Genomic DNA, 25,310 nt, shown 5'->3' on the forward strand with positions numbered 1-25,310 from the left:
GACCCGCGATGCCTGTTATCGAAAGCCAACTCGACGTCCGTCACGCGGTCTACGACCTCACGCTGCCTTCGGGCGAGCCGTGGCTGCATGAAGTCAAACGTGGACAACTGTTCCGCATTCTCGACCTGGAAGGCAATCAGGCGGTGGACACGCTGTTCTACAACAGCGCCGATCCGCTCGAACGCTACAGCGCGCAGGACACGATCCGCGCGCAACGCAATCTGTATCTCTCGGCCGGCAGCGTGCTGATGTCGAACCTCGGCAAGCCGATGCTCACGATCGTCGCCGACACGTGCGGACGCCACGATACGCTCGGCGGCGCGTGTGCGGCGGAAAGCAACACGGTGCGCTATGCGCTCGACAAACGCCATATGCACAGTTGCCGCGACAGCTTCCTGCACGCGATCACGCACTGCACGTGCGGCGTGGGCACGCAACTGGGCAAGCGCGACATCGTCAGCAACATCAACTTCTTCATGAACGTCCCGGTTACGCCGCTCGGCAAGCTGACGTTCGAAGACGGCATCTCCGCGCCGGGCAAATACGTCGAAATGCGCGCCGAGATGGATGTCACTGTGCTCATCTCGAACTGTCCGCAGCTGAATAATCCGTGCAACGGCTACAACCCGACGCCGGTACGACTCACCATCTGGGACGCCCAATGAAATTCGACAAAGTCCTGATAGCCAATCGCGGCGAAATTGCCTGCCGCGTGATCCGCACACTCAAACGTCTCGGCATTGCGTCCGTGGCGGTCTATTCGGAAGCCGACCGTCACGCCATGCACGTGATGCTCGCCGACGAAGCCATCTGCATCGGGCCGGCGGTGGCGGCCGGCAGCTACCTGAACAGCGCGGCGATTCTCGACGCGGCGCGCGCGAGCGGCGCGAACGCCGTGCATCCGGGCTATGGTTTTCTGTCGGAGAACGCGGCCTTTGCACAAGCTTGCGCGGACGCGGGCATCCGCTTCATCGGGCCGCGCCCCGCGCAGATGCTCGAATTCGGCCTCAAGCACACGGCCCGCGAGATTGCCCGCGCGAACCATGTGGCGCTGCTGCCCGGTACGGGTTTGCTGCCTGACGTGGCCACGGCCTTGCGCGAGGCCGAAGCGATCGGTTATCCCGTGATGCTGAAAAGCACGGCGGGCGGTGGCGGTATCGGCATGTCGCTGTGCCGCGACGCGGAGCAACTCGAGAGCGTCTATGCGTCGGTTGCGCGTCTGGGCGAGGCGAACTTCGCGAACGCCGGCGTCTACATCGAGAAGTTCGTCGAGAACGCGCGGCATATCGAAGTGCAGATTTTCGGCGACGGCCTCGGCCATGTGATCGCGCTCGGCGAGCGCGACTGCTCGGTGCAGCGCCGCAATCAGAAGGTGATCGAAGAAACGCCCGCGCCGGGTTTGAGCGAAGCCGAACGTGTCGAACTGCATGCGAGCGCCGTGCGTCTCGCGCAAGCGGTGCAGTACGAATCGGCGGGGACAGTCGAGTTCGTGTTCGATGCCGATACGCGCCGCTTTTATTTTCTCGAAGTCAACACGCGCCTGCAGGTCGAGCATTGCGTGACCGAGGAAGTGACCGGCGTCGATCTGGTGGAGTGGATGATCCGCCAGGCCGAAGGCGACCTCGCGCCGCTCGATACGCTGGTGCCGGCCTCCAGTGGCGCGAGCATTCAGGTGCGTCTGTACGCGGAAGATCCGCACAAGCAGTTTCAGCCGAGCGCCGGAGTGCTGACACATGTTGCGTTCGCAACGGGCGCGCGCGTCGATACATGGGTGGATGCCGGCACCGAAGTCAGCGCGTTTTACGATCCGCTGCTGGCGAAGATCATCGTAAAAGGCGAGACGCGCGAGGCCGCGCTCGCCGCCTTGCGCGCCGCGCTCGACGATACGCAACTCTACGGCATCGAGACCAACCTCGACTATCTGCGCGCGATTGCCGGCTCGGCCACCTTCGCGCGCGGCGAGCAGACCACGGCGTTTCTGTCGCGCTTCGTGTTCGCGCCGCATACCATCGACGTGCTCGACGGCGGCGTGCAGACCACCGTGCAGCAGACACCGGGACGGCTCGGCTACTGGGACATCGGCGTGCCGCCGTCGGGGCCGATGGACGATCTCTCGTTCCGTCTCGCCAACGAACTGCTCGGCAATCCCGCCGACGCTGCCGCGCTCGAATGCGCGATGGTCGGCGCGACGTTGCGCTTCAATACGGCCACGCTGTTCGTGCTCGGCGGCGCGACATTCGCCGCGAAGCTCGACGGTCAGCCGGTCGTGCCCTGGCAGGTGACGCGGGCTGCGGCGGGCGCCGTGCTCAAACTCGGCGGTGTGACCGGCGCGGGGATGCGCGCCTGTCTGGCGATCCGGGGCGGCCTGCAGGTGCCGGACTATCTCGGCAGCAAGGCCACGTTCACGCTCGGCCAGTTCGGCGGACACGCGGGCCGTGCCCTGCGCAAGGGCGACGTGTTGCATCTCGCGGCCGACGCCGGCCGTGGTGAGGCGGGCGCGCAACTCGACCCGGCGCGCGTGCCGCACCTGACGCACGAGTGGACGCTCGGCGTGCTCGACGGTCCGCACGGCGCGCCCGATTTCTTCACGCGCGACGATATCGCGATGCTCTACGACACGCGCTGGACGGTGCACTACAACTCCAGCCGGACGGGCGTGCGCCTGATCGGCCCGAAACCGCAATGGGCGCGTACCGACGGCGGTGAAGCCGGGCTGCATCCTTCGAATATTCACGACAATGCCTACGCGGTCGGCGCGGTGGATTTCACCGGCGACATGCCCGTGATACTCGGGCCGGACGGTCCGAGTCTGGGCGGCTTCGTGTGTCCGGTGACGGTCACGAGCGACGAGTTGTGGAAACTCGGGCAATTGCGGCCGGGCGACACGGTGCGCTTCGCGCCGGCCGCTGCAGTTGCACCCGCACTTGCCGCCGCGCCGCAACGGCAAGCGCACGAAGCGCAGGACGTGCACGACTGCGTGCTGTATCGCGATCCCACGGCGGGCGAGGGCACCGGCGTGGTCTATCGGCGCTCCGGCGACCGCAACGTGTTGATCGAATACGGCCCGCTGGTACTCGACCTGAATCTGCGCTTTCGCGTGCATGCGCTGATGAACTGGCTCGACGCGCACCGTCTGCCGGGCATGATCGATCTCACGCCGGGTATCCGTTCGTTGCAGGTGCATTTCGATCCGCGCGTGCTGCCGCACGACAGCCTGCTCGCGCATCTTCAGCAGGCCGAGCGCGAGTTGCCGGCGGTGGCCGACATGCGCGTGCCGAACCGTATCGTTCATCTGCCGCTTTCATGGGACGATCCGTCCACGCGCATCGCCATCGAACGTTATATGCAATCCGTGCGGCCCGATGCGCCGTGGTGCCCGAGCAATATCGAGTTCATTCGACGCATCAACGGGCTCGACAGCATCGACGACGTGAAGCGCATCGTGTTCGACGCGCGTTATCTCGTGATGGGTCTCGGCGACGTCTATCTCGGTGCGCCCGTGGCGACGCCGCTCGATCCGCGGCACCGGCTGGTTACGACCAAATACAACCCGGCGCGCACGTGGACGCCGGAAAACGCGGTCGGTATCGGCGGCGCCTATCTGTGCGTGTATGGAATGGAAGGGCCGGGCGGCTATCAGTTCGTCGGCCGTACGGTGCAGATGTGGAATCGCTATCGCACCACGCGCGAATTCGAAGCGGGCAAACCCTGGCTGCTGCGTTTCTTCGACGAAATCCGTTTTTACGAAGTGAGCGAGGCGGAGCTGGCCGAATTGCGCGCGGACTTTGTCGCGGGACGCGCGAGTCTGAAGATCGAGGAGTCGGTATTCGATCTCGGCGCGTACAACCGTTTCCTGCAGGAAGAAGCGCAATCCATCGGTGCGTTCAAGAATGCACAGCAGGCCGCGTTCGACGAAGAGCGCGAACGCTGGGCCGCCGCCGGTCACGCGGAGTACGTGGGCGAACCCGGCAGCGACGCGGCGGCGTCCACGGTTCAGGCTGCTGACGAGAGTCTTGTCGAGGGCCAGCTCGGCATCGTCGCGGACGTGTCGGGCAGCGTGTGGAAACTGCTGGTCGGCGAAGGCGAGCCGGTGAGCGCGGGGCAAACCGTGGCGATCGTGGAGTCGATGAAAATGGAGGTGTCGGTGGAGGCGATGGAAGACGGCGTGATCGAAACGATCGAATGCGCACCGGGCGCGGCGGTGATCGCCGGTCAACGGTTGATGGTGATGCGTGCCTCGGCTGGCGCCGATGCCGCGAATGCTGCCCATACCAACGAGGAGGCGACGTGCAAATGAACTCCGCTGACGATCTGTTCGACACCATGTCGATCGATGCCCTGCACACGCGTTATCGCGACGGCAGTCTCACGCCCGCGCAACTGGTCGAAGCGATTGCGGCGCGCACCTCGGGCGACGACCCGCATCATGCCTGGATTCGTCCGCTGAGCCTTGCCGAGATGATGGCGTACGTGAGCGCGCTCGAAGGCCGCGACGCGGCGTCGTTGCCGCTCTACGGCGTACCGTTCGCGATCAAGGACAACATCGACCTCGCCGGCATTCCGACCACGGCGGCGTGTCCCGCTTTCGCCTACACGCCCGATCGAAGCGCGGCCGTGGTCGAGCGTCTGATTGCGGCGGGCGCGATTCCGATCGGCAAGACCAATCTCGACCAGTTCGCGACCGGCTTGTCCGGTCAGCGCTCGCCGCACGGCGCGTGTCGCAACGCACTCGATCCGCGCTATGCGTCGGGTGGTTCCAGTTCCGGGTCGGCGGTGTCGGTCGCACTCGGTCTCGCCGCGTTTTCGCTCGGCACGGACACCGCCGGATCGGGCCGCGTGCCTGCCGCGTTTCACGGCCTGATCGGATTGAAGCCGACCAAGGGCGTGTTGAGCACGCTCGGCGTGGTGCCGGCGTGCAAGTCGCTCGATTGCGTGTCGATCTTCGCGCGCTCGGTGAACGACGCGCAGCGTGTGTTCGACGCGGCGCATGGCGTGGCGCAGAACGATCCTTATGCGCGTGCGTTCGATGCATCCGGCGGTCCGCTTTCGCCGGAGCCTTCGCTGCGCGGCGTGCGCTTCGGCGTGCCGCGTGCGAGCCAGCTCGAATTTTTCGGCGACACCTCGTATGCGCAGGCATTCGACGCCGCGCTCACGCGTTTGCGTTCGGCCGGTGCAGAGCTGGTCGAGATCGACTTCGAGCCGTTTCTCGCCACCGCCCGTCTGCTGTACGAGGGACCTTGGGTGGCCGAGCGGCTCGCGGCGATCCGCGAGTTCGTGGAAACGCAGGCAGACGCGCTGCATCCCGTGATCCGCGAAATCATCGGCGGCGCGGCACGCTGGAATGCCGCGGATGCCTTCGCCGCGTTCGACCGGCTGGCGGTGCTGCGCATGCAGACGGCGAGCGTGTGGCAACGCATCGACGCGATCGTCACGCCTACGTCCGCGACAACCGCGACGGTCGACGAACTCGAGGCCGATCCGATCCGCGTGAATTCGCGTTTCGGCTACTACACGAACTTCGTCAATTTGCTCGATCTGTCGGCGCTGGCGGTGCCGGCCGGTGTCTGCACGAGCGGACGGCATGCGGGGCTGCCGTTCGGCATCACGTTCGTGGGACGCGCGCAGCAGGATGCGGGACTGCTCGATCTGGCGCGGGCCTGGCTGGGTGAAGGGCGAGATGAAGCGCGAAATGAAGCACGCGATGAAGCGTTGGAGTCGACTGAACCACACGTAGGGGCATCGTATGAACGTCGCTAACAAGACCGAATGGTTCGCGGTGCGTCGCGAACTCTCGACGCGCGGCAAGTGGCTGCTGGGCGCCGGCTCGTTCCTGCTGCCACTGCTGGTGTGGTGCGTCGTCAGCTACGTGCCGTTCGTCTGGCATCCGCAGGTGTTGATCGCGAGTCCCGGCAGCGTGGATTATTTTCAGCCGGGCATGCGCGTCGATAAAGACGTATTCGCCGACGAACTCGCACACGCGAAAGACGCGCACACGGCGCTGCCGGTCGGCGAACCGGTGAACCCGGTCTATCTGCCGGCGCCGCACGAAGTACTCGGCGCGTTCTATACGGCGTTCACCACGCCGCCCGCTTCGCGTGACGGTGTCTGGCTGCATCAGAGTCTCTGGCACAGCATTCAGGTGATTTTCTGGGGCTTCCTGATTTCGTCGCTGATCGGCGTGCCGGTCGGCATCGTGTGCGGCACGTATAGCGCGATTGCGCGTCTGCAGGAGCCGTTCTTCGAGTTTTTCCGCTATTTGCCGGCACCTGCGTTCGGTGCGCTGATGGTGGCGATACTCGGCATTTACGATGGCCCGAAGATCGCGATCATCGTGATCGGCACTTTGTTCCAGCAGGTGCTGATCGTGGCGAACACCACCCGCAAGCTGGAATACGGCCTGTTCGAAGCCGCCATGACGCTCGGCACGAAGAAGTTCAAGCTGCTCACGCACGTCGTCATTCCAGGCATTCTGCCGGACCTGTACCGCGATCAGCGCATTCTGCTCGGGTGGGCATGGACGTATCTGATCGTCGCAGAACTGGTCGGCACGAGTTCCGGCATCACGTGGTACATCACGCAGCAGGCGCGCTACGAGCATTTTCAGAACGTCTACGCCGCGATCATGATGATCGGCATCATCGGACTCGGCACCGATATCGTGCTCGGCTATCTCGGCCGCAAGCTGTTTCCGTGGGACCGTACGCTGAAGGCGTAGAGAGTTCGCACTGCACCGTATTCAGGGAATTCGATCATGTTAAATCCGCAACCGGTTCCGTCTTACCTCATCCAGTCCGAAGCGGTACGTGAGCGCTTCGACCGGCTCAAGGCGCGCGAGGTGATTCTCGAAGTGCGCGGGCTCGGCAAGCGTTTCGAGACGCCGCAGGGCGAATGCACGGCGCTGAACGACATCAATTTCAAAACGCACCGGCGCGAGTTCGTGTGCGTGATCGGGCCGTCCGGCTGCGGCAAGTCCACGCTGATCCGCATTCTCGCGGGGCTGGAGGCGCAGACCAGCGGCAGCGTGCTGCTCGACGGCCAGCCGGTGCAAGGGCCGGGCGCCGATCGCGGCATGGTGTTTCAGGGCTATACGCTGTTTCCGTGGCTGACCGTGAAAAAGAACGTGATGTTCGGTCTGAAGATGAACGGCCACAGCAATCTGCACGCCGAGCGCGAAGCCTTGCAATGGCTCGATCTGGTCGGTCTCACCCGTTTTGCGGACGTTTATCCGCATCAGTTGTCGGGCGGAATGAAGCAGCGCGTGGCGATTGCGCGTGCGCTCGCCAACCGTCCGCGCATCCTGTTGATGGACGAGCCGTTCGGCGCGCTGGACGCGCAGACCCGCGCGAAAATGCAGACGCACCTGCTCGACATCTGGCGCAACATCGACGTGACGGTGCTGTTCATCACGCACGATCTCGACGAGGCGATTTTTCTCGCCGACCGTATTCTGGTGCTGAAGGCCAATCCGGGCGAGGTGCAGGAACTGATCGAAGTGCCGGTGCCGAGGCCGCGCGATTATTCGCAGGTCACGTCAGCGGAGTTTCTCGCGACGAAGGCGCGCCTCGAAGCCTTGATTCATCCGCCCAGCGCGCCGCGCGACGACGAGGACGACGTGGTCAAGCCGCACATGATCCGCATGACGAGCGTGGGGGACGATGTGGAATGACGCGTGTAAATCGCGTGGATGAAAACGTGCTTGAGCATGAACGCGCGCTTCGCAATGCGCGGCGCGCGTTCATGGGCATCCGTTCGTGCGCTACGACCGGTCGCGGCTGCGCACGCGCGTCGCGCCGGTAATCACCGCGACGCCGAGCATGATGACGGCGACAATGCCGATCGTGTGCTGGGCAACGTGCATGGCGACCAGGCCCCAGCACACGCCGCCTATCAGAATGATCCATCCCACGAGGTAAATGAGCAGGGTCATCGTTTTTCTCCTAATCGATTCGGCGGATGGGAACGGGTTACCGGTTCTGGAAAACTTTACTGCTTTACCGCGCGACCGTTTTCCACAGAATACCCGGGTCCATCCGTTGCGAAAGCCTGCGGCGGCGGCCAGTGACGGCACGCGCGAGCAGGCATGAAAAGAACATCGAATCGAACAGGAGCAGTTTTCGCGCCTGGCTGCCGCCGCGCGGCTTTATCGGCTTGCCGTGGCCGTGGCCGTGGTTGTGACGCTCGCCGCGAACGAGGTGAGATGAAAAACGCGCGCACGTTGAAAACCGAGTTCTTCATACAGACGCAGCGCGGGCAGATTGCCTGAAAGCACGTGCAGGAAAGGCGTCTCGCCGCGCTGCTGCATCGCGACCGCGAGGTGCGTCATCAGCAGGGTGCCGAGGCCGCGTCCGCGCCAGTCGGGAAGCGTGCACACGGCGCTGAGTTCCACATAGCTGCCCGCCTTCATGCGTTCTCCCGCCATGGCGACGAGTTCGCCGTCTACGCGAATGCCCACGAACGTCCCGAGTTCATGTGTGCGTTGTCGGAACGGGCCGGGGTCGGTGCGTTCGACGAGTTTCAGCATGTCCGGGGCGTCGCCTGCATCGAGCGTGACGATCCTCGCGTCGGTCGGCGCCTCGAACCGGCGTGCGCCGATCATCTGGATGATGCTCGCCTCGCGAACGACGTCGTAGCCCGGCGGCGTGACGGGCTTTTCGAGCGTGAAGAGCGTCAGGCGTTCGTCGGGCGCAAGCATGCGCGCGAGCGCGGCCACGTTGTCGGGCGTGTAATCGCGCGCCGCGGCGAACGGCGCGAATTCCGACCGGTAGCGCCGGACCTCGCCCGAGCCTTCGGCAGCGCTCGCGTGCGCGCCCGTCAGCGAGTTCCAGATGACATTGGAGAGCATCAGGTCGGCGTCGATCGGATGCGTCGTTTCGGATGAGGTCATGGCGGTTCCGGTTCTATCGTGGCAGTGGTGCTGTCGAGACGTGGCAAGTATGCGAGTCAGGGTGCCGGCAGCGGATTGTCGATCAGCATCTGGTTAAAGTAGTCCACGAAACCGTGTTCGTTCGGACCCGCGCCGTCGCGGAACTGGCGCGCGGATTCGACCACCACTTCGGTCGTGGCCGTTTCGAGCAGCGTCATGGTCTGTTCGATGAACGGTTCGAGTTGCATGGCGCGCGGGTCGCCGCTCTTGTAGATGAGATCGGTGTCCACCCACGGCGGCGTGATTTCCAGCACGCGCACGGAAGTTTGCCGCAACGCGAAGCGCTGTGTCAGCGCGTACGAGTGGATTGCCGCCTTGGTTGCCGAATACAGCGCCGACATCGCCATCGGGATGAAGGCTACCACCGAACTGTTGTAGACGATCACCGCGTCCGCCTGACGCTTGAGGTGCTCGACGAACGCAGCGCTGACACGCACCGGTCCGAGCAGGTTGGTGTCGATGGAATGCAGCGCCTGCGCGTCGTCAAGGGGACCGGCGACGTCGTCGAACGGCATGATGCCTGCGTTGTTGATCACGACGTTGAGTGCCGGATACTTCTCGATCAGCGCCTTGGCCACGCTCGCGATCTGCGCCGGATCGGTGACGTCCAGTTCCACGGTATCGATGCCGGGATTGGCGCGCGCCACTTCGTCGAGCAACGCCTTGCGGCGTCCGCTGATAATGACCTTGTTGCCCTTGCGATGAAAGGCTTCGGCCAGACCGCGACCGATGCCCGAGGTGCCGCCGGTGATGAAGATGGTGTTTCCGCTGAGCTTCATTTCAGGTACTCCCTTTTAAAAGTTCGGGTGACAGTCAGGCTGCGAAAGCCGCGCGATTCGCTTCGACGAACGCTTCGAGCGTCTGCGCTGCCTGGCCGGTGATTTTTTCGACGTGATCGTTGGTGCCGGCGAATACGCCGTTCTGGTAATCGATCGCCACCTCTTCGAAATGCTGGATCATGAATTCGGGCAGCTTGTATTTGTGCAGATGATCCCGATACGCCTCGATGCTCGTCGGGGTGTATTTCACGTCGCGTCCGAGCACCTTGCCGACCACGCCGGCAATCTGTTTCTGGTCGAGCTCGACGGGGCCGACCAGCGTGTAGGTCTGGCCGGCATGGTCGGCCGGTTGCGCGAGGATGGCGGCGATCACACGCGCCTGATCGTCCGCGCTGATCGGCGCGTGGCTTCCCTCACCGTAGGGAAGCGCGATCTTGCCTTCCTTCACGATGCCGTCGCGCACCCACGGAAAAACCAGCCATTCGGAGAAGAAGGTGGGGCGGATATGCGCCGTCGGCACACCAGACCAGTCGAGTACGCGTTCGGCGATCCAGTGATCGCGCGCCGCGTGGCTCTTTGCGTCTTCGCGCGCCGAAATCTGCGACATGTTGACGACGATATCGAGCTTGGCGCGTCGCGCGGCGTCGGCGAAATATGCGGTGGCCTGAATGAAACCCGGACTCACCGGATAGCAGAGATAAGCGCCCGACATGCCGTCGGTCGCGCGGATCGCGTCGTCGTGGTCGAGCAGATCGCCGACGAAAATTTCAGCGCCGAGTTCGCGCAGCGCCGCACTGCGTTCGTCTTCCTTGCGCACCAGTGCACGAACTTCGTGACCGGCTTCGATGAGATTGCGGACCGTATGAACGCCGGTTTTGCCGGCAGCGGCGGTGACCAGAAGTTTGCGTGCTTGCATGATGTCGAGACTCCGTTGTGAAAGGGTTTTCGCCGGGAATGCGGAGGTTTTTGCCGCTGCCGTTCATGACGCTGAGGTTCGTTGCCGACGGCTACCAACACTTAAAGTGCATATACACATTTTGCTGCGAGAGATTGCAGGCCTGAACGTCGAAGCTGAACGACCAGACTGAAATCAAACTGAATTCAGTGCCTTGAATTACAACGAATCGAGATGTTCTTTCACGCACTCGAGCAGCGCGACCGAAGCTTCTGGCTGCGCCACGATGCGGGAGAGGGTGACCGCGCCGACCATCGCGGCGAGGGCAAACGTGGCGTCCGCGCGAGCCGTGTCGGGATGCTCGCGCACCAGTCGCTTTGCCAGCATGTCGACCAGATCGTCGATACCTTGCGAAGCGGCGGCGCGGGTGTTCTCGTCGCCGCGCGCCAGTTCGCTGCCCATTGCCGCGAGCGGGCAGCCGCCGGAAATGTTGTCGCGATGCCCGGCGCCGACGTAACGGTCCACGATCGAACGGAAGCCTTCGGTTTCGTCGGCTTCGCGAGCGGCGTCTTCCAGTTGTCCGATCATGCCGGCGATACCCGCCGTGCACGCCTCGGCCACCAGATGCTCTTTGGAGTCGAAATGGCGATAAAAGCCGCCGCGTGTCAGGCCGGAGTGCGCCATCAGGTCGTTCAGGCCCATGGCGTGGATGCCGTTGGCGCGAAACTCGCGCGCCGCGACATCGACGATGCGGCGCCGGGTTTCAGCCGTTTCTACTTTGGACTTCCTCATGATTGCGTCGCTCCGTCAGATCGCTTAATTAGATGTTAGTCGACATCTAAAAGGAATGCAAGCCCGTTCGAGCGCGGTGCTAAAACCACGCCGCAAAACATTCCGGCTGCCGCGCGGAGCAGGCCTGCGGCTTGCGAGCGTGTCGTGCCGCTTGCAGCGAGACGCAGGCGCGGCTATGGTGTTCGCCGCGCGGGTCGGCTCGCAAAAACAGTATGACCCGCCGCGCACCCGCCTCGATCTGCACCGCCGCGACGAAACCCGATTCGACCATGACCGGAATGAACCACGCTCCCGACTTTGAAAGCCGCAACATTGCGACCACCGCCGAAGCGGAGCGGGCGCGCTATCACGCGCTATTCAACGCAATCGACGACGGCTTCTGCATCATCGAATTCTTCGACGGTCCGCACGGTCCGCTCAGCGATTATGTTCATACCGAAGCCAATCCCGGTTACGAGCGGCATACCGGCATTGCCGGCGTGGTCGGCAAAACGCTGCGGGAGATCGATCCCATCGAAGCCGACCGCTGGATCGAGTTGTACGGCAGCGTATTGCGAACCGGCGAGCCGATCCGTTTCGAACGATATTTCCTGACCGCCGGTCGACATATCGAAGTCTCCGCGGCGCGCGTCGAGCCGGCCAGCTTGCGGCAGGTGTCGGTGCTGTTTCGCGATGTCTCGGCGCGCAAGAAAGCCGAGGAGGCGTTGCGCGCCAGCGAGGCGCTCGCACGCGTGAACAGCGAGCGCGTGCAACTCGCGCTCGCGGCGGGCGCGATCATCGGCACATGGTTCTGGGATTTGCCCAACGACCGTTTCACCGTCGACGAACCTTTTGCACACGTGTTCGGCCTCGATCCGGCGCAAGGCCGCGACGGTCTGAGCCTCGCGCAAGTCATTGCCAACGTCCATCCCGACGACCGCGGCGGCCTCATCCACGCGATCAGCGACGTCATCCAGCGCGGCGGCCACTATGCGCACCAGTATCGCGTGCGTCGCGCCGACGGCCGCTATTACTGGATCGAAGCGAACGGGCGGGTCGATCACGGACCGGACGGTACGCCGCTCAGTTTTCCGGGCGTGCTGCTCGACGTCGAAGAGCGCCGCGCCGTCGAAGCGGAGCGTGACCGGGCCGCCGCCTCGTTGCGCGCGTTGAACGACACGCTGGAGCAGCGCGTGATCGAGCGCACGGCGGAACTGATGCGCGCCGAAGAGCAACTGCGGCAGGCGCAGAAAATGGAAGCGGTGGGTCAGCTCACCGGCGGCCTCGCGCACGACTTCAACAATCTGCTGGCCGGCGTGTCGGGTTCACTCCAGCTGTTGAGCATCCGGCTGAGCCAGGGGCGGCTGGCCGACGTCGACAAATACGTGGTGGCCGCACAGGGCGCGGTGCGCCGCGCGGCCGCCTTGACGCACCGGCTGCTGGCATTTTCGCGGCGGCAGACACTCGATCCGCGTTCCACCGACGTCAACGCACTGGTGAACGGCATGACCGATCTGATCCAGCGAACGGTCGGGCCCGGCATCAAGGTCGAAGCCATCGGCGTGGCCGGTTTGTGGCCCGCGCTGGTCGACGCGGGGCAACTCGAAAATGCGCTGCTGAACCTGTGCATCAACGCGCGCGACGCGATGCCCAACGGCGGGCGCATCACGATCGAAACCGCCAACAAGTGGATCGACCGCAGCGCCGCGCACAGTCACGATATGCCGGAAGGGCAATACCTCTCGCTGTGCGTGACGGACACCGGAACCGGCATGTCGCCGGATGTCATCGCCAAGGCCTTCGATCCGTTCTTCACCACCAAGCCGATGGGCATGGGCACGGGGCTCGGGCTCTCGATGATCTACGGCTTCGCCAAGCAGTCCGGCGGGCAGGTGCGGATCTATTCGGAGGTGGGTCAGGGCACGACGGTGTGCATCTATCTGCCGCGCTTTTACGGCGACGTCGACTCGCAAACGCTCGACCACGACGCCGATTCGCCCATTGCCGGCACGGAAGCGGGCGAGACGATTCTGGTGGTGGACGACGAACCCAGCGTGCGCATGCTGATCACCGACGTGCTGGAAGAACTCGGCTACACCGTGATCGAAGCGGCCGACAGCGTGGCGGGTCTGCGCTTGCTGCAATCGAATGTCCGGATCGATCTGCTGGTCAGCGACGTCGGGCTGCCGGGTGGCATGAACGGCCGTCAGATGGCGGACGCCGCACGTCAGACTCGGCCGGGGCTGAAGGTGCTGTTCATCACCGGTTACGCGGAAAACTCGATCATCGGCAATGGTCATCTCGAACCCGGCATGCAGGTCATGACCAAGCCGTTCGCACTGGAAACTTTCTCGGCGCGCGTGCGGGAAATGGTCGACGCTTCGTCCTGATTGTCCCCAATGCTCTGAGCGGAGACGGTGTCGCGCGTCGATGTGGCGCGTACCGTCGACGCTCGACCGACCCACGCGCCGGCGACTTCGCGCCGTCTGCCTGACACAGGCTGCGCACGTCTGCGCAACGCCTCACTGCACGCTTTTTGCAAAGCCTGCGCTGAGGCCGTTCCAGCCCATTTCTGGCGCTGACAAAGCCGCCTCTCCAGCCCGCTTCCCAGCCCGCTTCCCAGCCCGCTTCCCAGCCCGTTCATCAAGGCATTTCTCCAACTTCCCCATGCGCCCGCGTTTGACAGCCGCCGGATAGCCATAATAGTATTGTTCCATCCAGTGATTATCAGTTCCATCAGATGGAACAGTAAGGAGACTAGCATGCCCCGTAATGCCGAGAGCGTGCGCACGCCGCAAGGCGTCACACCGAGCGGCAACGACGTTCTCGATCGCGCCGCATCGATTCTTTTCGCGTTTCGCCGTGACGACCCGCCGCTCACGCTCACCGAGCTTTCCGTCCGCACGGGCCTGTACAAGAGCACGCTGTCGCGGCTCGCCCAGGCGCTGTGTCATCACAATTTCCTGATCCGCATGGAAGACGGGCGCTACCGCATCGGCTCCTCGGTCATGCATCTGGGCGCGGTGTACGAAGCCGGGTTCGATCTGCGCGACGTGCTGCTACCCGCCATGAAGTCGTTGAGCGAGGAATCGGGCGAAGCGGTTTCGTTCCACGTGCGCGAGCGCGATCACCGGGTCTGCCTGTATCGCATCGCTTCGCGTCACTCGATTCGCGCCGAAGTGCATCCGGGCGACGTGCAACCGCTCGAACGCGGCGCGGGCGGCCGCGTGATCCTCGCGTTTTCCGGCACGCCCGGCGCGCCCTACGACGAGATCCGTCAGCGCTACGTGTACCTGTCGATCGGCGAGCGCGATGCGGAGACCTCGGGCATTTCGGCGCCCGTGTTCCGGGTCGGGCAGGAACTGGTCGGCGCGTTGGGAATCGTCGGGCCGGCCACGCGCATGGGTCTCGCCGAAATGGAGCGTTACCGTCCGCGTCTGCTGGAAGTTGCCGCGCGTGTGACCACGGCGCTAGGCGGCAATGCCGCGCCCTTGCTTGCCGCGGCTGCTGCCGCCGCGGCCACGAACGAACCCACCCAGGCTGTCGACAGCGCGCAAATTGCGCTGCCCGTCGCGCAGTCCGAACGAACCGCGTCGCGCGGAAAGTCTGAGGAAAAGAAACATGTTTAACTGGTACAGCGATTTGACGAAGCCCGAGAAGCGCACTTACTGGGCGTGCTTCAGCGGTTGGGGCCTCGACGCGATGGACACGCAGATGTACGCGCTCGCCATTCCCACCTTGATCGCGTTGTGGGGCATGACGCGCGGCGAAGCGGGCATTCTCGGCACGACGGTGCTCATCATGGCCTCGCTCGGCGGCTGGATTGCCGGCATTCTCGCGGACCGCTACGGCCGCGTGCGCATCCTGCAGATCACGATTCTGTGGTTCTCGGCGTTCACCTTGCTGTCCGCCTTCACGAACTCCTTCTGGCAACTGATGGTGACGCGCGGTTTGCAAGGACTCGGCTTCGGCGGCGAATGGGCGGTGGGCGCCGTGCTGATCAGCGAGACGATCCGCCCGCAGGTGCGCGGCCGGGCAGTGGGCTCGTTGCAGGCCGGTTGGGCGATCGGCTATGGCGTGGCCGTGCTGCTGTCCACGCTGCTGTTCAGCACGCTCGAACCGTCGCTGGCCTGGCGCGTGCTGTTTGCAATCGGCCTGCTGCCGACTCTGCTCGTGCTGTGGATTCGCCGTCATATCGAAGAAGCGCCGGTGTTCGCGCAGAACCTTCGCGAACATGCGGCCGATCGCCCGAGCATCTGGGCCGTCTTCGACGGTTCGACACGCGTCACCACCTTCAAGGCGATCCTGCTGACGTTCGGCATCTACGGCGGCAACTACGTGATGATCACGTGGCTGCCGGCGTATCTGAAACTGGCGTTGCATCTGTCGATCACGAACGTGGGCGGCTATCTCGCCATCAACATTCTGGGCTCCTTCGCCGGGGCGTTTCTCAACGGCTGGATGGCGGACCGCTTCGGACGGCGCCGCACGTTCATCGTGATTGCGTGCCTTCAGGCAATCGCGGTGGCCGTCTATACGCTCGCACCGATCACCTTGCCGATCACGCTGGTACTCGGCTTCGTGCTCGGCACGCTGCAATCGGGCACGGCGGCAGGCACGGGCGCGTATATCGCCGAACTGTTCCCCACGCGCATCCGTGCTTCGGCGCAGGGACTCTGCGGCAACGCGGGCCGCGCCATCGGCGCGATCATGCCCGCGATGGTCGGCGTGCTGAGCGCGAAGTTCGAACTCGGCGCGGCGATGGGTCTGTGCGCGTGCTTCTCGTATCTGCTCGTGGTGATCGCCGCCTTGATGCTGCCGGAAACGCGCGGCCGCGATCTGACGCATGTCGACGCGACGTCCACGCCCGCCACGAACGAAAGCGCCGGTCCGATGCCGGGCAACCGCGCGGACAGCGCAACCGGCCACTAGGCCAGGCGAACAGGTCGTGCCGCGGATGGCACGGCATACCGCACCAATCGTATTTAGACGAGTTGCCACCGGCGCTCAGGTTGATTCGAGGACACCATGATTATCGACATCCACGGTCACTACACGACCGCTCCCAAAGCGCTGGAAAACTGGCGCAACCGGCAGATCGCCGGCATCGCGAATCCCGCGGAAAGCCCGAAGGTTTCCGAGCTGCACATCAGCGACGACGAACTGCGCGAGTCGATCGAGGCCAACCAGTTGCGCCTGATGCGCGAACGCGGCCTCGACCTGACCGTGTTCAGCCCGCGCGCGAGTTTCATGGCGCACCATATCGGCGACTTCAACGTGTCCAGCACGTGGGCCGCGATCTGCAATGAACTGTGCTATCGCGTGAGCCAGCTCTTTCCCGAGAACTTCGTGCCGGCCGCGATGCTGCCGCAAAGTCCCGGCGTGGACATCGCCACCTGTGTTCCCGAACTCGTGAAGTGCGTCGAGCAATACGGCAACGTGGCGATCAATCTGAATCCGGACCCGTCCGGCGGTCACTGGACCAGCCCGCCGCTCTCGGACCGCTACTGGTATCCGATCTACGAAAAGATGGTGGAGTACGACATTCCCGCGATGGTGCATGTCAGCACGAGCTGCAACGCCTGCTTCCACACGACCGGCGCGCACTACCTGAACGCGGACACCACCGCGTTCATGCAATGCCTGACCTCGGACCTGTTCAGCGATTTCCCGACGCTGCGTTTCGTGATTCCGCACGGCGGCGGCGCGGTGCCGTATCACTGGGGACGCTTCCGCGGCCTCGCGCAGGAAATGAAGAAGCCGCCGTTGCAGGAGCATCTGCTGAACAACATTTTCTTCGACACCTGCGTCTATCACCAGCCGGGTATCGACCTGCTGACGAACGTGATCCCCGTGGACAACATCCTGTTCGCCAGCGAAATGATCGGCGCGGTACGCGGCATCGATCCGCAGACCGGCCACTATTTCGACGATACGAAGCGCTATGTCGAAGCGGCGTCCATCGACCCGGAACAACGCTACAAGATCTACGAAGGCAACGCGCGGCGTGTCTACCCGCGTCTCGACGCAACCCTCAAAGCACAAGGACGGTAATCATGTACGAACTCGGAGTCGTGTATCGCAACATCGCACGCGCGGACAGCCGCGTCGCCGACGGTCTCGGCGCGCTCGGCAGCGCCACCGTGCACGAAGCCATGGGCCGCACCGGCCTGCTCAAACCGTACATGCGGCCGATCTACAGCGGCGCGCACGCCTGGGGCACGGCGGTCACGGTGCTGCTGCATCCCGGCGACAACTGGATGATGCACGTCGCGGCCGAGCAGATTCAACCCGGCGACGTGGTCGTGGCGGCGGTCACCGCAGAATGCACGGACGGCTATTTCGGCGACCTGCTGGCCACCAGTTTTCAGGCGCGTGGCGCGCGGGCGCTCATCATCGACGCCGGCGTGCGTGACGTGAGCGTGCTGCAGGAAATGGGCTTTCCGGTCTGGAGCCGCGCCATCTCGGCGAAAGGCACCATCAAGTCGACGCTCGGTTCGGTGAACATTCCGGTGGTCTGCGCGGGCGAACTCGTCTCGCCGGGCGACGTGGTGGTGGCGGACCAGGACGGCGTGGCCGTGGTGCCCGCGGCGAAAGCACTCGAAACACTCGAAAAAGCCAGCGCGCGCGAAGCGAACGAGGCCGCCAAGCGCGCCACGCTTGCATCGGGTGTGCTCGGCCTCGACATGTACAAGATGCGCGAGCCGCTGAAGGCGTTGGGACTGCGCTACGTCGATTGAGTCTGAAAGACGCCCGCGCGGCGTTTCGCCCTTTGCGAATGCGCGAAACGCCGCTGAAAGCGCGTGCGCCCGGTTATGATGGATCGATCTCTTCAACGCGGGAGTCGTTCCATGAGCACACGTGTTCGTCTTTCTTTGGTTGGTGCGTGGGCGGTGTTGTTGCTCGGCGCTTGCGCGCAGACCGGTCCGGTGGAGTTTTCCGCGTCCGGCGCCGACGCGCCGATGCTCAATCAGGCGAGCGACATGGACTTCGGTCCCATGGACAGAACCATTGCGCAATGCAAGGCGGTCTCGAAGAATGCGGGCGCGGATCGGTGCTCGAAGGTTCGCGCGTACGAATCGTGCATGAAAAGCAAAGGCTACATTACCGTGCTCGGCCCCGAAAACCCGCAAGGCTGCGGCGACCCGGCATGGGAAAAAGACGTCCGGAAGTGGCTTCAATGAGTCACGCCACTAAGTCACGCCAATAAGTCTCGCCACTAGGTCACGCCAATAAGCGCGCAGTCACCGTTCAATGCAGGGACTGCGCGGTGCTGATCAGATTTTGCGGCACCACGCGGATCACGCCGTTGCGCGGACTGTCGATATCCGCGATCAAGGCAAACGACAGCGCCATCACGATCGGCATGATGAGCAGAAAGCGATTCCTCGCGCTGTCGCTGTGCGCGCCATAGCCGACCAGCAGATTGGCGAACGCCCCGATCACTAGCATCAACACCCAGGCGGCTTGCGGAATCCGATTCCACCAGGCGGCCTGCGTGTAACCCTGCGTGTTGATCACGTCGTTCATGCCGGCGACGGCCAGCGCCGTGACCGGGTTGGGTTGAGTCTTCGCGCCTCCGCTCGCGGCGGCCCACAACTGCGTTTGCAACTGACCGGTCGCGGCATTGATCTCGTCGAGTTGCCTGGCGTCGCGAACCTGATAGAACTGGATACGCTGTTGAAGATACTGCGTCAGCAACGAACGCACTTCGGCGGCCTGCGCGGACGGCAATAAATCGGCGCGGATGAATTCCGTGCCGATCGCATTCGCTTCCTCTTCTTCGTAATTCTTGCGCTGATCGTAGCGTCCCACGGCCATCGAAAGACTGAAGCCGATCACGAGCGCGAGCAGGGTGAGGGTGGCCGATTGCACGACGCCGAAATCTTCGCGCATGTCGTCGCTGAGCGGCCGGGCGCGGCGTAGCCAGGTCGCGCCGAGCCAGGCCATCGCCGACATCAGAACGAGCGAAAACACGAAAAGGATCAGCGGGTGATCGGTGAGTTGCGCCATGCGCGGCTCCTTTGTTTTCCACGTTACGCCGATGCATGCGAAGGCATGCGGAGGCTCGCGTTTTTTCGCCGTGCCGGCGCGGCTACAGTTGGGACTCGACCGGCAGCAGTCCGAGAAACCAGATGCCGACGCGTTTCATGCCCGACACGCCGGGTTCGTCGAGTTCGCTGATCTTGCCGTTGGGCGCCGTATCGATCCACACGATGCGCGTGCGGCCATTGGCGTCGGTACGGTTTTCGAGCCGCCACGCAATCTGGTCGAGCTTCGGTTCCAGCCCGTCGACCACTTTCGCAGCAAGCGGCGCGCTTTCGCAATACACGCCGATTTCCGTGTTCAACGTAATCGATCGCGGATCGAGATTCATCGAGCCGATGAAGATGCTGCTACGGTCGAATACATAGGTCTTCGCATGCAGGGAAGCCTTCGACGAACCGAGAATCGATTTCTTCTTTTTCTCGCCATCGTGATCGCCATCGTCGTCTTTGTCCTGAGTCGGCTTCAGTTCGTAGAGACGCACCCCGGCGTCGAGCAGATCCTGACGGTAGCGCTGGTAGCCCGCGTGAACCGCTGCGACGTCGGTGGCGGCAAGCGAGTTCGTGAGCACCGTCACCTTCACGCCGCGTTCGGTCTGCGCGCGCATCCACGCCACGCCTTTTTTGCCCGGCACGAAATACGGCGAGATGATCAGCACTTCTTTCGCCGGCTGGATCTTGAGCACTTCGAATTGCGTCAGCAGATGCCCTTGCTTGTCGTCCGGCGCGCGCGTGATCTTGCCTGGGTCGTCGTAGAGCAGGGTGGCCTTGCCCCAGGAAAAATCGGCTTCGTGCGCGGCCAGCGTATCGGCGAAGCGCTGCCGCACCCGGGTCACGTAGGGCGAATTGCTCTGACTGGCCACGAAGGCCGCGAGCTTCGCGCGATAGGTGGGCAAGGCGTCCGGGTCGGCCGGGTGGCCGGTGAGGTTGGCGATGGGATAGGCGGCTTGTGAGTTCCAGAACTCGTCGAATGCATTGGAGACTTTGTGCACCACCGGGCCGTAGGTCAGCACGTCGAGGTCGCCGAATTCGACCTCGCTCGACGCACCGAAGTATTCGTCGCCGATATTGCGGCCGCCGAGAATGGCCGCCTGGTTATCCGCGATCATCGACTTGTTGTGCATGCGCCGGTTGATGCGGCTGAATTCGAGCGCCGAACCGAGCTTCTTGAAGGTGCGGCTCGCCACCGGATTGAAGAGCCGTATCTCGATGTTGGGATGAGAGCTGATGGCGAGCAGGACGCGGTCGTCGGCGCCGGTGCCCAGGTCGTCCAGCAGAATGCGAACTCTCACGCCGCGATCGGCGGCGGCCAGCACGGCATTGGCAAGGTGCCGGCCGGTCAGGTCGTCGTGCCAGATGTAGTACTGCAGATCGAGCGTGCGCTGCGCGGCCTCGGCGAGCACGATGCGCGCGAGCAGCGCATCCACGCCGGTCGACAGCAGGTGAAACGCGCTCTGGTCGGGGTGTTGCGCCTCCGATGGCGCAAAGGCCGCGCCGAGCTGGGTATCGGCGGTGTCGGTCGGTGCATGGGTTTCGGTGCGCCCGGTTTGCGGCGGCAGACTCGCGCAGGCGCCGAGCAGCGAGAATAGAAATACAGCGCAAAGAGTGCGAAATATTTTCATTGTCCGATCGCCGCGCCAGGTGGGTGTCGTGTTTACCTCATTGGCGTACATTAGCCAGAATGCCTGACAGTGGCAACCAGATTGCGACAAAGATTCGTCGCGCATCGGGCGCCGGCATTCACCGGCGCCCGATGTCACGACTTCAACCGCTCAATGCCAGAACAGCGCGATCAGAATGATGATGGGAATGGGAACACCGAGCATATAAAGAAGAATCGAGCGCATAACCGCCTCCTGCCTCAAGTGAGTGAATTCGCGTGGATGAAGTCGCGTGGTGAAGAAGTGTGTGGAGTCCGTATCAGAGCTGGCGCACCCGGCCACCATGCGTGGCCATCAGGCTCGCCGTGAATGCGCCCATCAGCAGGGAGACGAACAGCCATAGCGACGCGCCGATGGTCACTTTGCGCGCTTCGTTGGCGGCATTTTTCGCCGCGGCATCGAGCGCGTTCATCTTGTCGAGCAGGCGCGTATAGGTGGTCGTCACGCGAGCCTGGGCGGCGTCGGGCGCAAGACCGGTGCGCTGCGCCACCAGCTGGCTCAGATAGGCCGTGTCTTCCGGCGAGAGTGGCGCGCCGCTAGCGGCGCTGTTGAGAAAAATGCGCGCCGTTTCCGCACGCGGTATGTCGTTCATGGCCGGCGCGATGTTGCCCGTTGCGGCGGCGACACCTGCGGGCATCCGGTACAGGGAGTCGATGAAATAGCCGAGCGGCCACGTATTGATTTCAGCGGCTGCATTGCCGCGTTGCATGCTCGTCATGGTGACGGCGCCGCCGGCCGCGGCCGATGCCGCCGCGGCTTGTCCGCCCGCGCGCACGATGCCCGAGACGGCCGAACTCAGCACGGCGGCGGTCAGGATCGTCGCCACGGCCCAGCTCAGGAAACCGTGTGCCGTGTCGCGGAAATGCACTTCGTCCAGGTCGGCCAGCAGCCAGCGACGGCGCAGGCGGCCCGCCAGATAGCCGCCGAGTCCCGAGGTCAGGATCGACGTGACGCACACCCACACCACGGCCGCGAAGCCGAACGCCTTGGCATTCGAACTGGCGGACGACCACGGCGAGATGGACGTCAGGCCGAGGCCCGTGCCGAGGGTCAACAGAATGAGCGCAAAAGCCGCCGCGCCGACGCCGCCCGCAAAGATCGCCGCCCATGACAACGCGGGCTCGTGCCGGTCCGTCAGCAGCGCGGGGTCCTGGTTCAGCGCATAGGCCGCCGCCTCTCTCGTCGTGTTCATCGAATGCCTCCATAACCTGTAATTGCGGCGCTGGCCGCGAGCTTCGCTGTCCGGGTTCGGGCGGCGATTCTTGCGGCAGTGCAGCGACGTCCTGCTGGATGAATCGTCTGCAAAGACGCATTTCTCGTGCCGCGGCAGAGGGAGGTACGCGAAGGGACGCCGCGTGAGGAACAGCAAGAAGCGGGAGCGGGAAAGAGGGGTTTCGTCAGGCGGTCGGCCCTAAAGGGGTTAACCACGACGGCAGCACGACTGCACACAACCACGCCGCAGAGCGAGAGCATGGCCAGGACCCGACGCATTCGCCACGACGTTTTTCATGGCCGGATACGCAAAACAATTGCCGGAATAGTATCACCACGATTTTCACGCGCGTCATATCCTCGTGGCATATCAAAGCCGCAACGGAGACAATCATGGCGTTGAAAATCGACGACTTGCCGGGCGCCATCCGGCAGGCCAAAAAAGAGTTGCGCGCGGCGCTGCCGAACTATCGCGAGGTCTTCGCGGAAGTGGAAGCGGCGATCGGCGCCGAAGCGAAGCGGATCGCCGCCCAGCGCGCTCGCGGCGAAGACGTGATCCCCGAAATCCAGTTCTCCGACATCACCGAACAACGCGTGACCGGCGCGCAGATCGACGTGGTGAAAGCGCGCGGCGCTTGCGTGATCCGCAATGTGTTTCCGCGCAAACTCGTCGAGACGTGGGACGACGACATCGCCCGTTATGTCGAGCGCAACGATCTCGACACACGTCTCGAACATCGCGCCGAAGACAAGTACTTCGGCCAGCTGGCGTCGAGCAAACCGCAGATCTATGGCGTGTACTGGTCGAAGCCGCAGGTGCTGGCGCGGCAGTCGGCCTCGCTCACGGCGGCGCGCGTGTTTCTCAACCGGCTCTGGCGCAGCGAGAGCGAAGGGCGCGTGCATTTCGATCCGGCGCGGGTGCCGGCCTACGCCGACCGTCTGCGGCGGCGGCCGCCGGGTTCGGCGTCGCTGGGGCTGTCGGCGCATTGCGACGGCGGCTCGGTCGAGCGCTGGATAGAAAGCAATTTTCGCAAGGTGTACCGGCATGTTTTCGCCGGCAACTGGCGCGACTACGATCCCTTCGACGCCGCGTTTCGCCCCGACGTGGAAGAGATCGCCTCGCCCGCCGTGTGCTCGATGTTCCGCACGTTTCAGGGCTGGACGGCGCTGACGCCGCAAGGTCCCGGCGACGGCACGCTGCAACTCGTGCCGATCGCGAATTCGATGGCCTACATTCTGTTGCGCGCACTGCAGGACGACGTGGCCGACGACGACCTCTGCGGCGCGATGCCCGGCCGCGCACTGTCGATCAAGCCGGAATTTCATGCGCCGCTGTTCGAGGCGCTTTCCTCGATTCCGCAGATGCAGGCCGGCGACACCGTGTTCTGGCACAGCGACGTGATTCATGCCGTCGAAGACGAGCACAAGGGCGCGGGCTACAGCAACGTGATGTACATCGCCTCGGCGCCGGCATGCGCGAAAAACGACGCCTATCTGAAGCGGCAATTACCGAGCTTTCTCAAAGGCGAAAGTCCGCCCGATTTCCCGACCGATCATTTCGAAGTCGACTTCACCGGCCGCGCGACCGCAGACGATCTGACGCCGCTCGGCAAGGCACAACTCGGCTTCGATCTGTAGCGCTGCGTTCCTGCTTTTCCCGCTTCGCCTGCATCACAACGGCATGTCCGGTCGTTGCATCGTCTTGCATCATGCAACGTACGGACCGTCCGATTTAAAAATCAGAATCCGGAGACTGCAATGAAAAAATCACTGACATCGATTGCATGGGCGCTTGCCTTGTTCTCTGCCGGCGCCGCGCACACTGCGTCGGCGGCGGAACAGCTTTCGGTGCTGCACTGGTGGACGTCGGGCGGCGAGTCGAAAGCGATTCGCGTGCTGAAAGACGACATGAACAAGCAGGGCTACGAGTGGAAAGATTTTGCCATTGCGGGCGGCGCGGGCGCGGCCGCCATGACGGCGCTCAAGACGCAGGTCATTTCGGGCAATGCGCCGTCGGCCGCGCAGATCAAGGGCCCGCTGATCCGCGATTGGGCCGACCAAGGCTCGCTCGTGACCATCGACCAGTCGGCCACCGACTGGAAAGCCCACCTGCCGCCGCAAATCGACAACGGCATGAAGGCAGGCGGCCACTATGTCGCCGCGCCGTTCTCGATTCACCGCATCAACTGGCTATGGATCAACAAGGCCGATCTGGACAAGGTCGGCGGCACGCCGCCCACCACGTGGCCGGAATTCTTCGCGCTCGCCGACAAGTTTCGCGCGGCCGGCATCACCGCCGTCGCGCACGGCGGCCAGCCGTGGCAGGACATGACCATCTGGGAAACCGTCGTACTCTCGCAAGGCGCGGACTTCTATCGCAAGGCGCTGGTCGATCTCGATCAGAAGACGCTGACCTCGCCGCAAATGTTGCAGGTGTTCGAGACCGTGCAGAAGATTCGCGGTTACTTCGACAACGGCTATCACGGCCGCGACTGGAATCTCGCGACCGCCATGGTGATTTCCGGCTCGGGCGGCATGCAGTTCATGGGCGACTGGGCCAAGGGCGAGTTCGCCAACGCGAGCAAGAAGGCGGACACCGACTATGTCTGCGCCGCCGCGCCCGGCACGTCGAACGCATTTACGTACACCGTGGATTCGTTCGTGTTCTTCCAGCAGAACGGCAAGAAGGACGCCACGCCAGGACAGCTCGCGCTCGCGAAGACGATCATGTCGCCCGACTTCCAGGAGCAGTTCAGCCTCTATAAAGGCTCGATTCCCGTACGGCTCGATGTGCCGATGGACAAGTTCGACAGTTGCGGCAAGAAATCGCGCACCGATGAACAGGCCACCATCAAGGCGGGCTCGTTTCTGCCGTCGCTGGCCTTTGGCGAACTGCAGTCGTCCGTCACGGCCGGGGCCATCACCGATGCCGTCACGAACTTCATGAACTCGAACGAAGACCCGAAAGAGGGCGTGCGCAAGCTGGCCGCGGCGGCAAAGGTCAAATAACGCGCACGTTGTCAC

Annotated in this window: 21 protein-coding genes; 13 read left to right on the top strand and 8 right to left on the bottom strand. The window is 63.8% G+C overall.

The window, feature by feature from the left end:
• The first annotated feature begins 8 nt into the window (after positions 1 to 8).
• Genes P3T18_RS16850 through P3T18_RS16870 form a run of 5 tightly spaced genes read left to right on the top strand, consistent with a single transcriptional unit; the run spans position 9 to position 7,666 of the window.
• A complete protein-coding gene (locus P3T18_RS16850; RefSeq protein WP_429301042.1) occupies positions 9 to 665 on the top strand; it encodes an urea amidolyase associated protein UAAP2 in 657 nt (218 codons plus the stop codon).
• Complete coding sequence (gene uca / locus P3T18_RS16855; RefSeq protein WP_429301043.1) at positions 662 to 4,297, top strand: urea carboxylase; 3,636 nt, start codon at positions 662 to 664, stop codon at positions 4,295 to 4,297. Before P3T18_RS16850 ends, uca begins: the two co-directional genes overlap by 4 nt.
• A complete protein-coding gene (atzF, locus tag P3T18_RS16860) occupies positions 4,294 to 5,757 on the top strand; it encodes an allophanate hydrolase (protein ID WP_429301044.1) in 1,464 nt (487 codons plus the stop codon). The genes uca and atzF overlap by 4 nt, the downstream gene beginning before the upstream one ends.
• A complete protein-coding gene (locus P3T18_RS16865; RefSeq protein WP_429301045.1) occupies positions 5,744 to 6,715 on the top strand; it encodes an ABC transporter permease in 972 nt (323 codons plus the stop codon). The genes atzF and P3T18_RS16865 overlap by 14 nt, the downstream gene beginning before the upstream one ends.
• A 36-nt stretch (positions 6,716 to 6,751) precedes the next feature.
• Positions 6,752 to 7,666, top strand: a complete 915-nt coding sequence (locus P3T18_RS16870; protein ID WP_429301046.1) for an ABC transporter ATP-binding protein — start codon at positions 6,752 to 6,754, stop codon at positions 7,664 to 7,666.
• Positions 7,667 to 7,756: 90 nt separating this feature from the next.
• Here P3T18_RS16870 and P3T18_RS16875 read toward each other — a convergent pair whose 3' ends face one another.
• From P3T18_RS16875 to P3T18_RS16895, 5 genes are all read right to left on the bottom strand, one after another.
• The gene (locus P3T18_RS16875; RefSeq protein ID WP_429301047.1) at positions 7,757 to 7,927 is read right to left on the bottom strand and encodes a hypothetical protein; all 171 of its coding nucleotides are present in this window, start codon (positions 7,925 to 7,927) and stop codon (positions 7,757 to 7,759) included.
• Positions 7,928 to 8,140: 213 nt separating this feature from the next.
• Positions 8,141 to 8,884, bottom strand: coding sequence for a GNAT family N-acetyltransferase (locus P3T18_RS16880; protein WP_429301048.1), 744 nt, complete (start codon positions 8,882 to 8,884; stop codon positions 8,141 to 8,143).
• A 56-nt stretch (positions 8,885 to 8,940) separates the two neighbouring features.
• Entirely contained in the window at positions 8,941 to 9,702 is a 762-nt protein-coding gene (locus P3T18_RS16885) for an SDR family oxidoreductase (RefSeq protein WP_429301049.1), read from the bottom strand.
• A 34-nt stretch (positions 9,703 to 9,736) separates the two neighbouring features.
• A complete protein-coding gene (locus tag P3T18_RS16890) occupies positions 9,737 to 10,618 on the bottom strand; it encodes an NmrA family NAD(P)-binding protein (RefSeq protein ID WP_429301050.1) in 882 nt (293 codons plus the stop codon).
• Positions 10,619 to 10,816: 198 nt separating this feature from the next.
• On the bottom strand, positions 10,817 to 11,389 hold the full coding sequence (locus tag P3T18_RS16895) for a TetR/AcrR family transcriptional regulator (RefSeq protein ID WP_429301051.1): 573 nt from the start codon (positions 11,387 to 11,389) through the stop codon (positions 10,817 to 10,819).
• Between the two features lie 278 nt (positions 11,390 to 11,667).
• Here P3T18_RS16895 and P3T18_RS16900 point away from each other — a divergent pair, with 278 nt between their 5' ends.
• The 6 genes from P3T18_RS16900 to P3T18_RS16925 all read left to right on the top strand — a co-directional run bounded on the left by P3T18_RS16900 (position 11,668) and on the right by P3T18_RS16925 (position 18,552).
• A complete protein-coding gene (locus P3T18_RS16900; protein ID WP_429301126.1) occupies positions 11,668 to 13,758 on the top strand; it encodes an ATP-binding protein in 2,091 nt (696 codons plus the stop codon).
• Between the two features lie 372 nt (positions 13,759 to 14,130).
• Positions 14,131 to 14,997, top strand: a complete 867-nt coding sequence (locus tag P3T18_RS16905) for an IclR family transcriptional regulator (RefSeq protein ID WP_429301052.1) — start codon at positions 14,131 to 14,133, stop codon at positions 14,995 to 14,997.
• The gene (locus P3T18_RS16910) at positions 14,990 to 16,300 is read left to right on the top strand and encodes an MFS transporter (RefSeq protein WP_429301053.1); all 1,311 of its coding nucleotides are present in this window, start codon (positions 14,990 to 14,992) and stop codon (positions 16,298 to 16,300) included. The genes P3T18_RS16905 and P3T18_RS16910 overlap by 8 nt, the downstream gene beginning before the upstream one ends.
• A 96-nt stretch (positions 16,301 to 16,396) precedes the next feature.
• On the top strand, positions 16,397 to 17,422 hold the full coding sequence (locus tag P3T18_RS16915; RefSeq protein ID WP_429301054.1) for an amidohydrolase family protein: 1,026 nt from the start codon (positions 16,397 to 16,399) through the stop codon (positions 17,420 to 17,422).
• A 2-nt stretch (positions 17,423 to 17,424) separates the two neighbouring features.
• The gene (ligK, locus tag P3T18_RS16920; RefSeq protein ID WP_429301055.1) at positions 17,425 to 18,108 is read left to right on the top strand and encodes a 4-carboxy-4-hydroxy-2-oxoadipate aldolase/oxaloacetate decarboxylase; all 684 of its coding nucleotides are present in this window, start codon (positions 17,425 to 17,427) and stop codon (positions 18,106 to 18,108) included.
• A 111-nt stretch (positions 18,109 to 18,219) separates the two neighbouring features.
• Positions 18,220 to 18,552, top strand: a complete 333-nt coding sequence (locus P3T18_RS16925; RefSeq protein ID WP_429301056.1) for a hypothetical protein — start codon at positions 18,220 to 18,222, stop codon at positions 18,550 to 18,552.
• Between the two features lie 67 nt (positions 18,553 to 18,619).
• On the opposite strand, the gene P3T18_RS16930 is transcribed toward P3T18_RS16925, so the two are convergent.
• The 3 genes from P3T18_RS16930 to P3T18_RS16940 all read right to left on the bottom strand — a co-directional run bounded on the left by P3T18_RS16930 (position 18,620) and on the right by P3T18_RS16940 (position 22,266).
• Entirely contained in the window at positions 18,620 to 19,381 is a 762-nt protein-coding gene (locus P3T18_RS16930; RefSeq protein ID WP_429301057.1) for a hypothetical protein, read from the bottom strand.
• A gap of 82 nt (positions 19,382 to 19,463) precedes the next feature.
• On the bottom strand, positions 19,464 to 21,035 hold the full coding sequence (locus P3T18_RS16935; protein WP_429301058.1) for a phospholipase D family protein: 1,572 nt from the start codon (positions 21,033 to 21,035) through the stop codon (positions 19,464 to 19,466).
• A 298-nt stretch (positions 21,036 to 21,333) separates the two neighbouring features.
• Positions 21,334 to 22,266, bottom strand: coding sequence for a hypothetical protein (locus P3T18_RS16940; RefSeq protein WP_429301059.1), 933 nt, complete (start codon positions 22,264 to 22,266; stop codon positions 21,334 to 21,336).
• A 413-nt stretch (positions 22,267 to 22,679) separates the two neighbouring features.
• On the opposite strand from P3T18_RS16940, the gene P3T18_RS16945 reads away from it, so the two are divergent.
• Both P3T18_RS16945 and P3T18_RS16950 read left to right on the top strand, forming a co-directional pair.
• Positions 22,680 to 23,924 carry a DUF1479 domain-containing protein gene (locus tag P3T18_RS16945; protein ID WP_429301060.1) on the top strand — a complete coding sequence of 415 codons (1,245 nt, stop codon included), beginning with the start codon at positions 22,680 to 22,682 and terminating at the stop codon, positions 23,922 to 23,924.
• A 120-nt stretch (positions 23,925 to 24,044) separates the two neighbouring features.
• Entirely contained in the window at positions 24,045 to 25,295 is a 1,251-nt protein-coding gene (locus tag P3T18_RS16950) for an ABC transporter substrate-binding protein (protein WP_429301061.1), read from the top strand.
• Positions 25,296 to 25,310: the final 15 nt, after the last annotated feature.

The organism is Paraburkholderia sp. GAS199, assembly GCF_050436585.1.
In the GTDB taxonomy this organism is placed as follows: domain Bacteria; phylum Pseudomonadota; class Gammaproteobacteria; order Burkholderiales; family Burkholderiaceae; genus Paraburkholderia.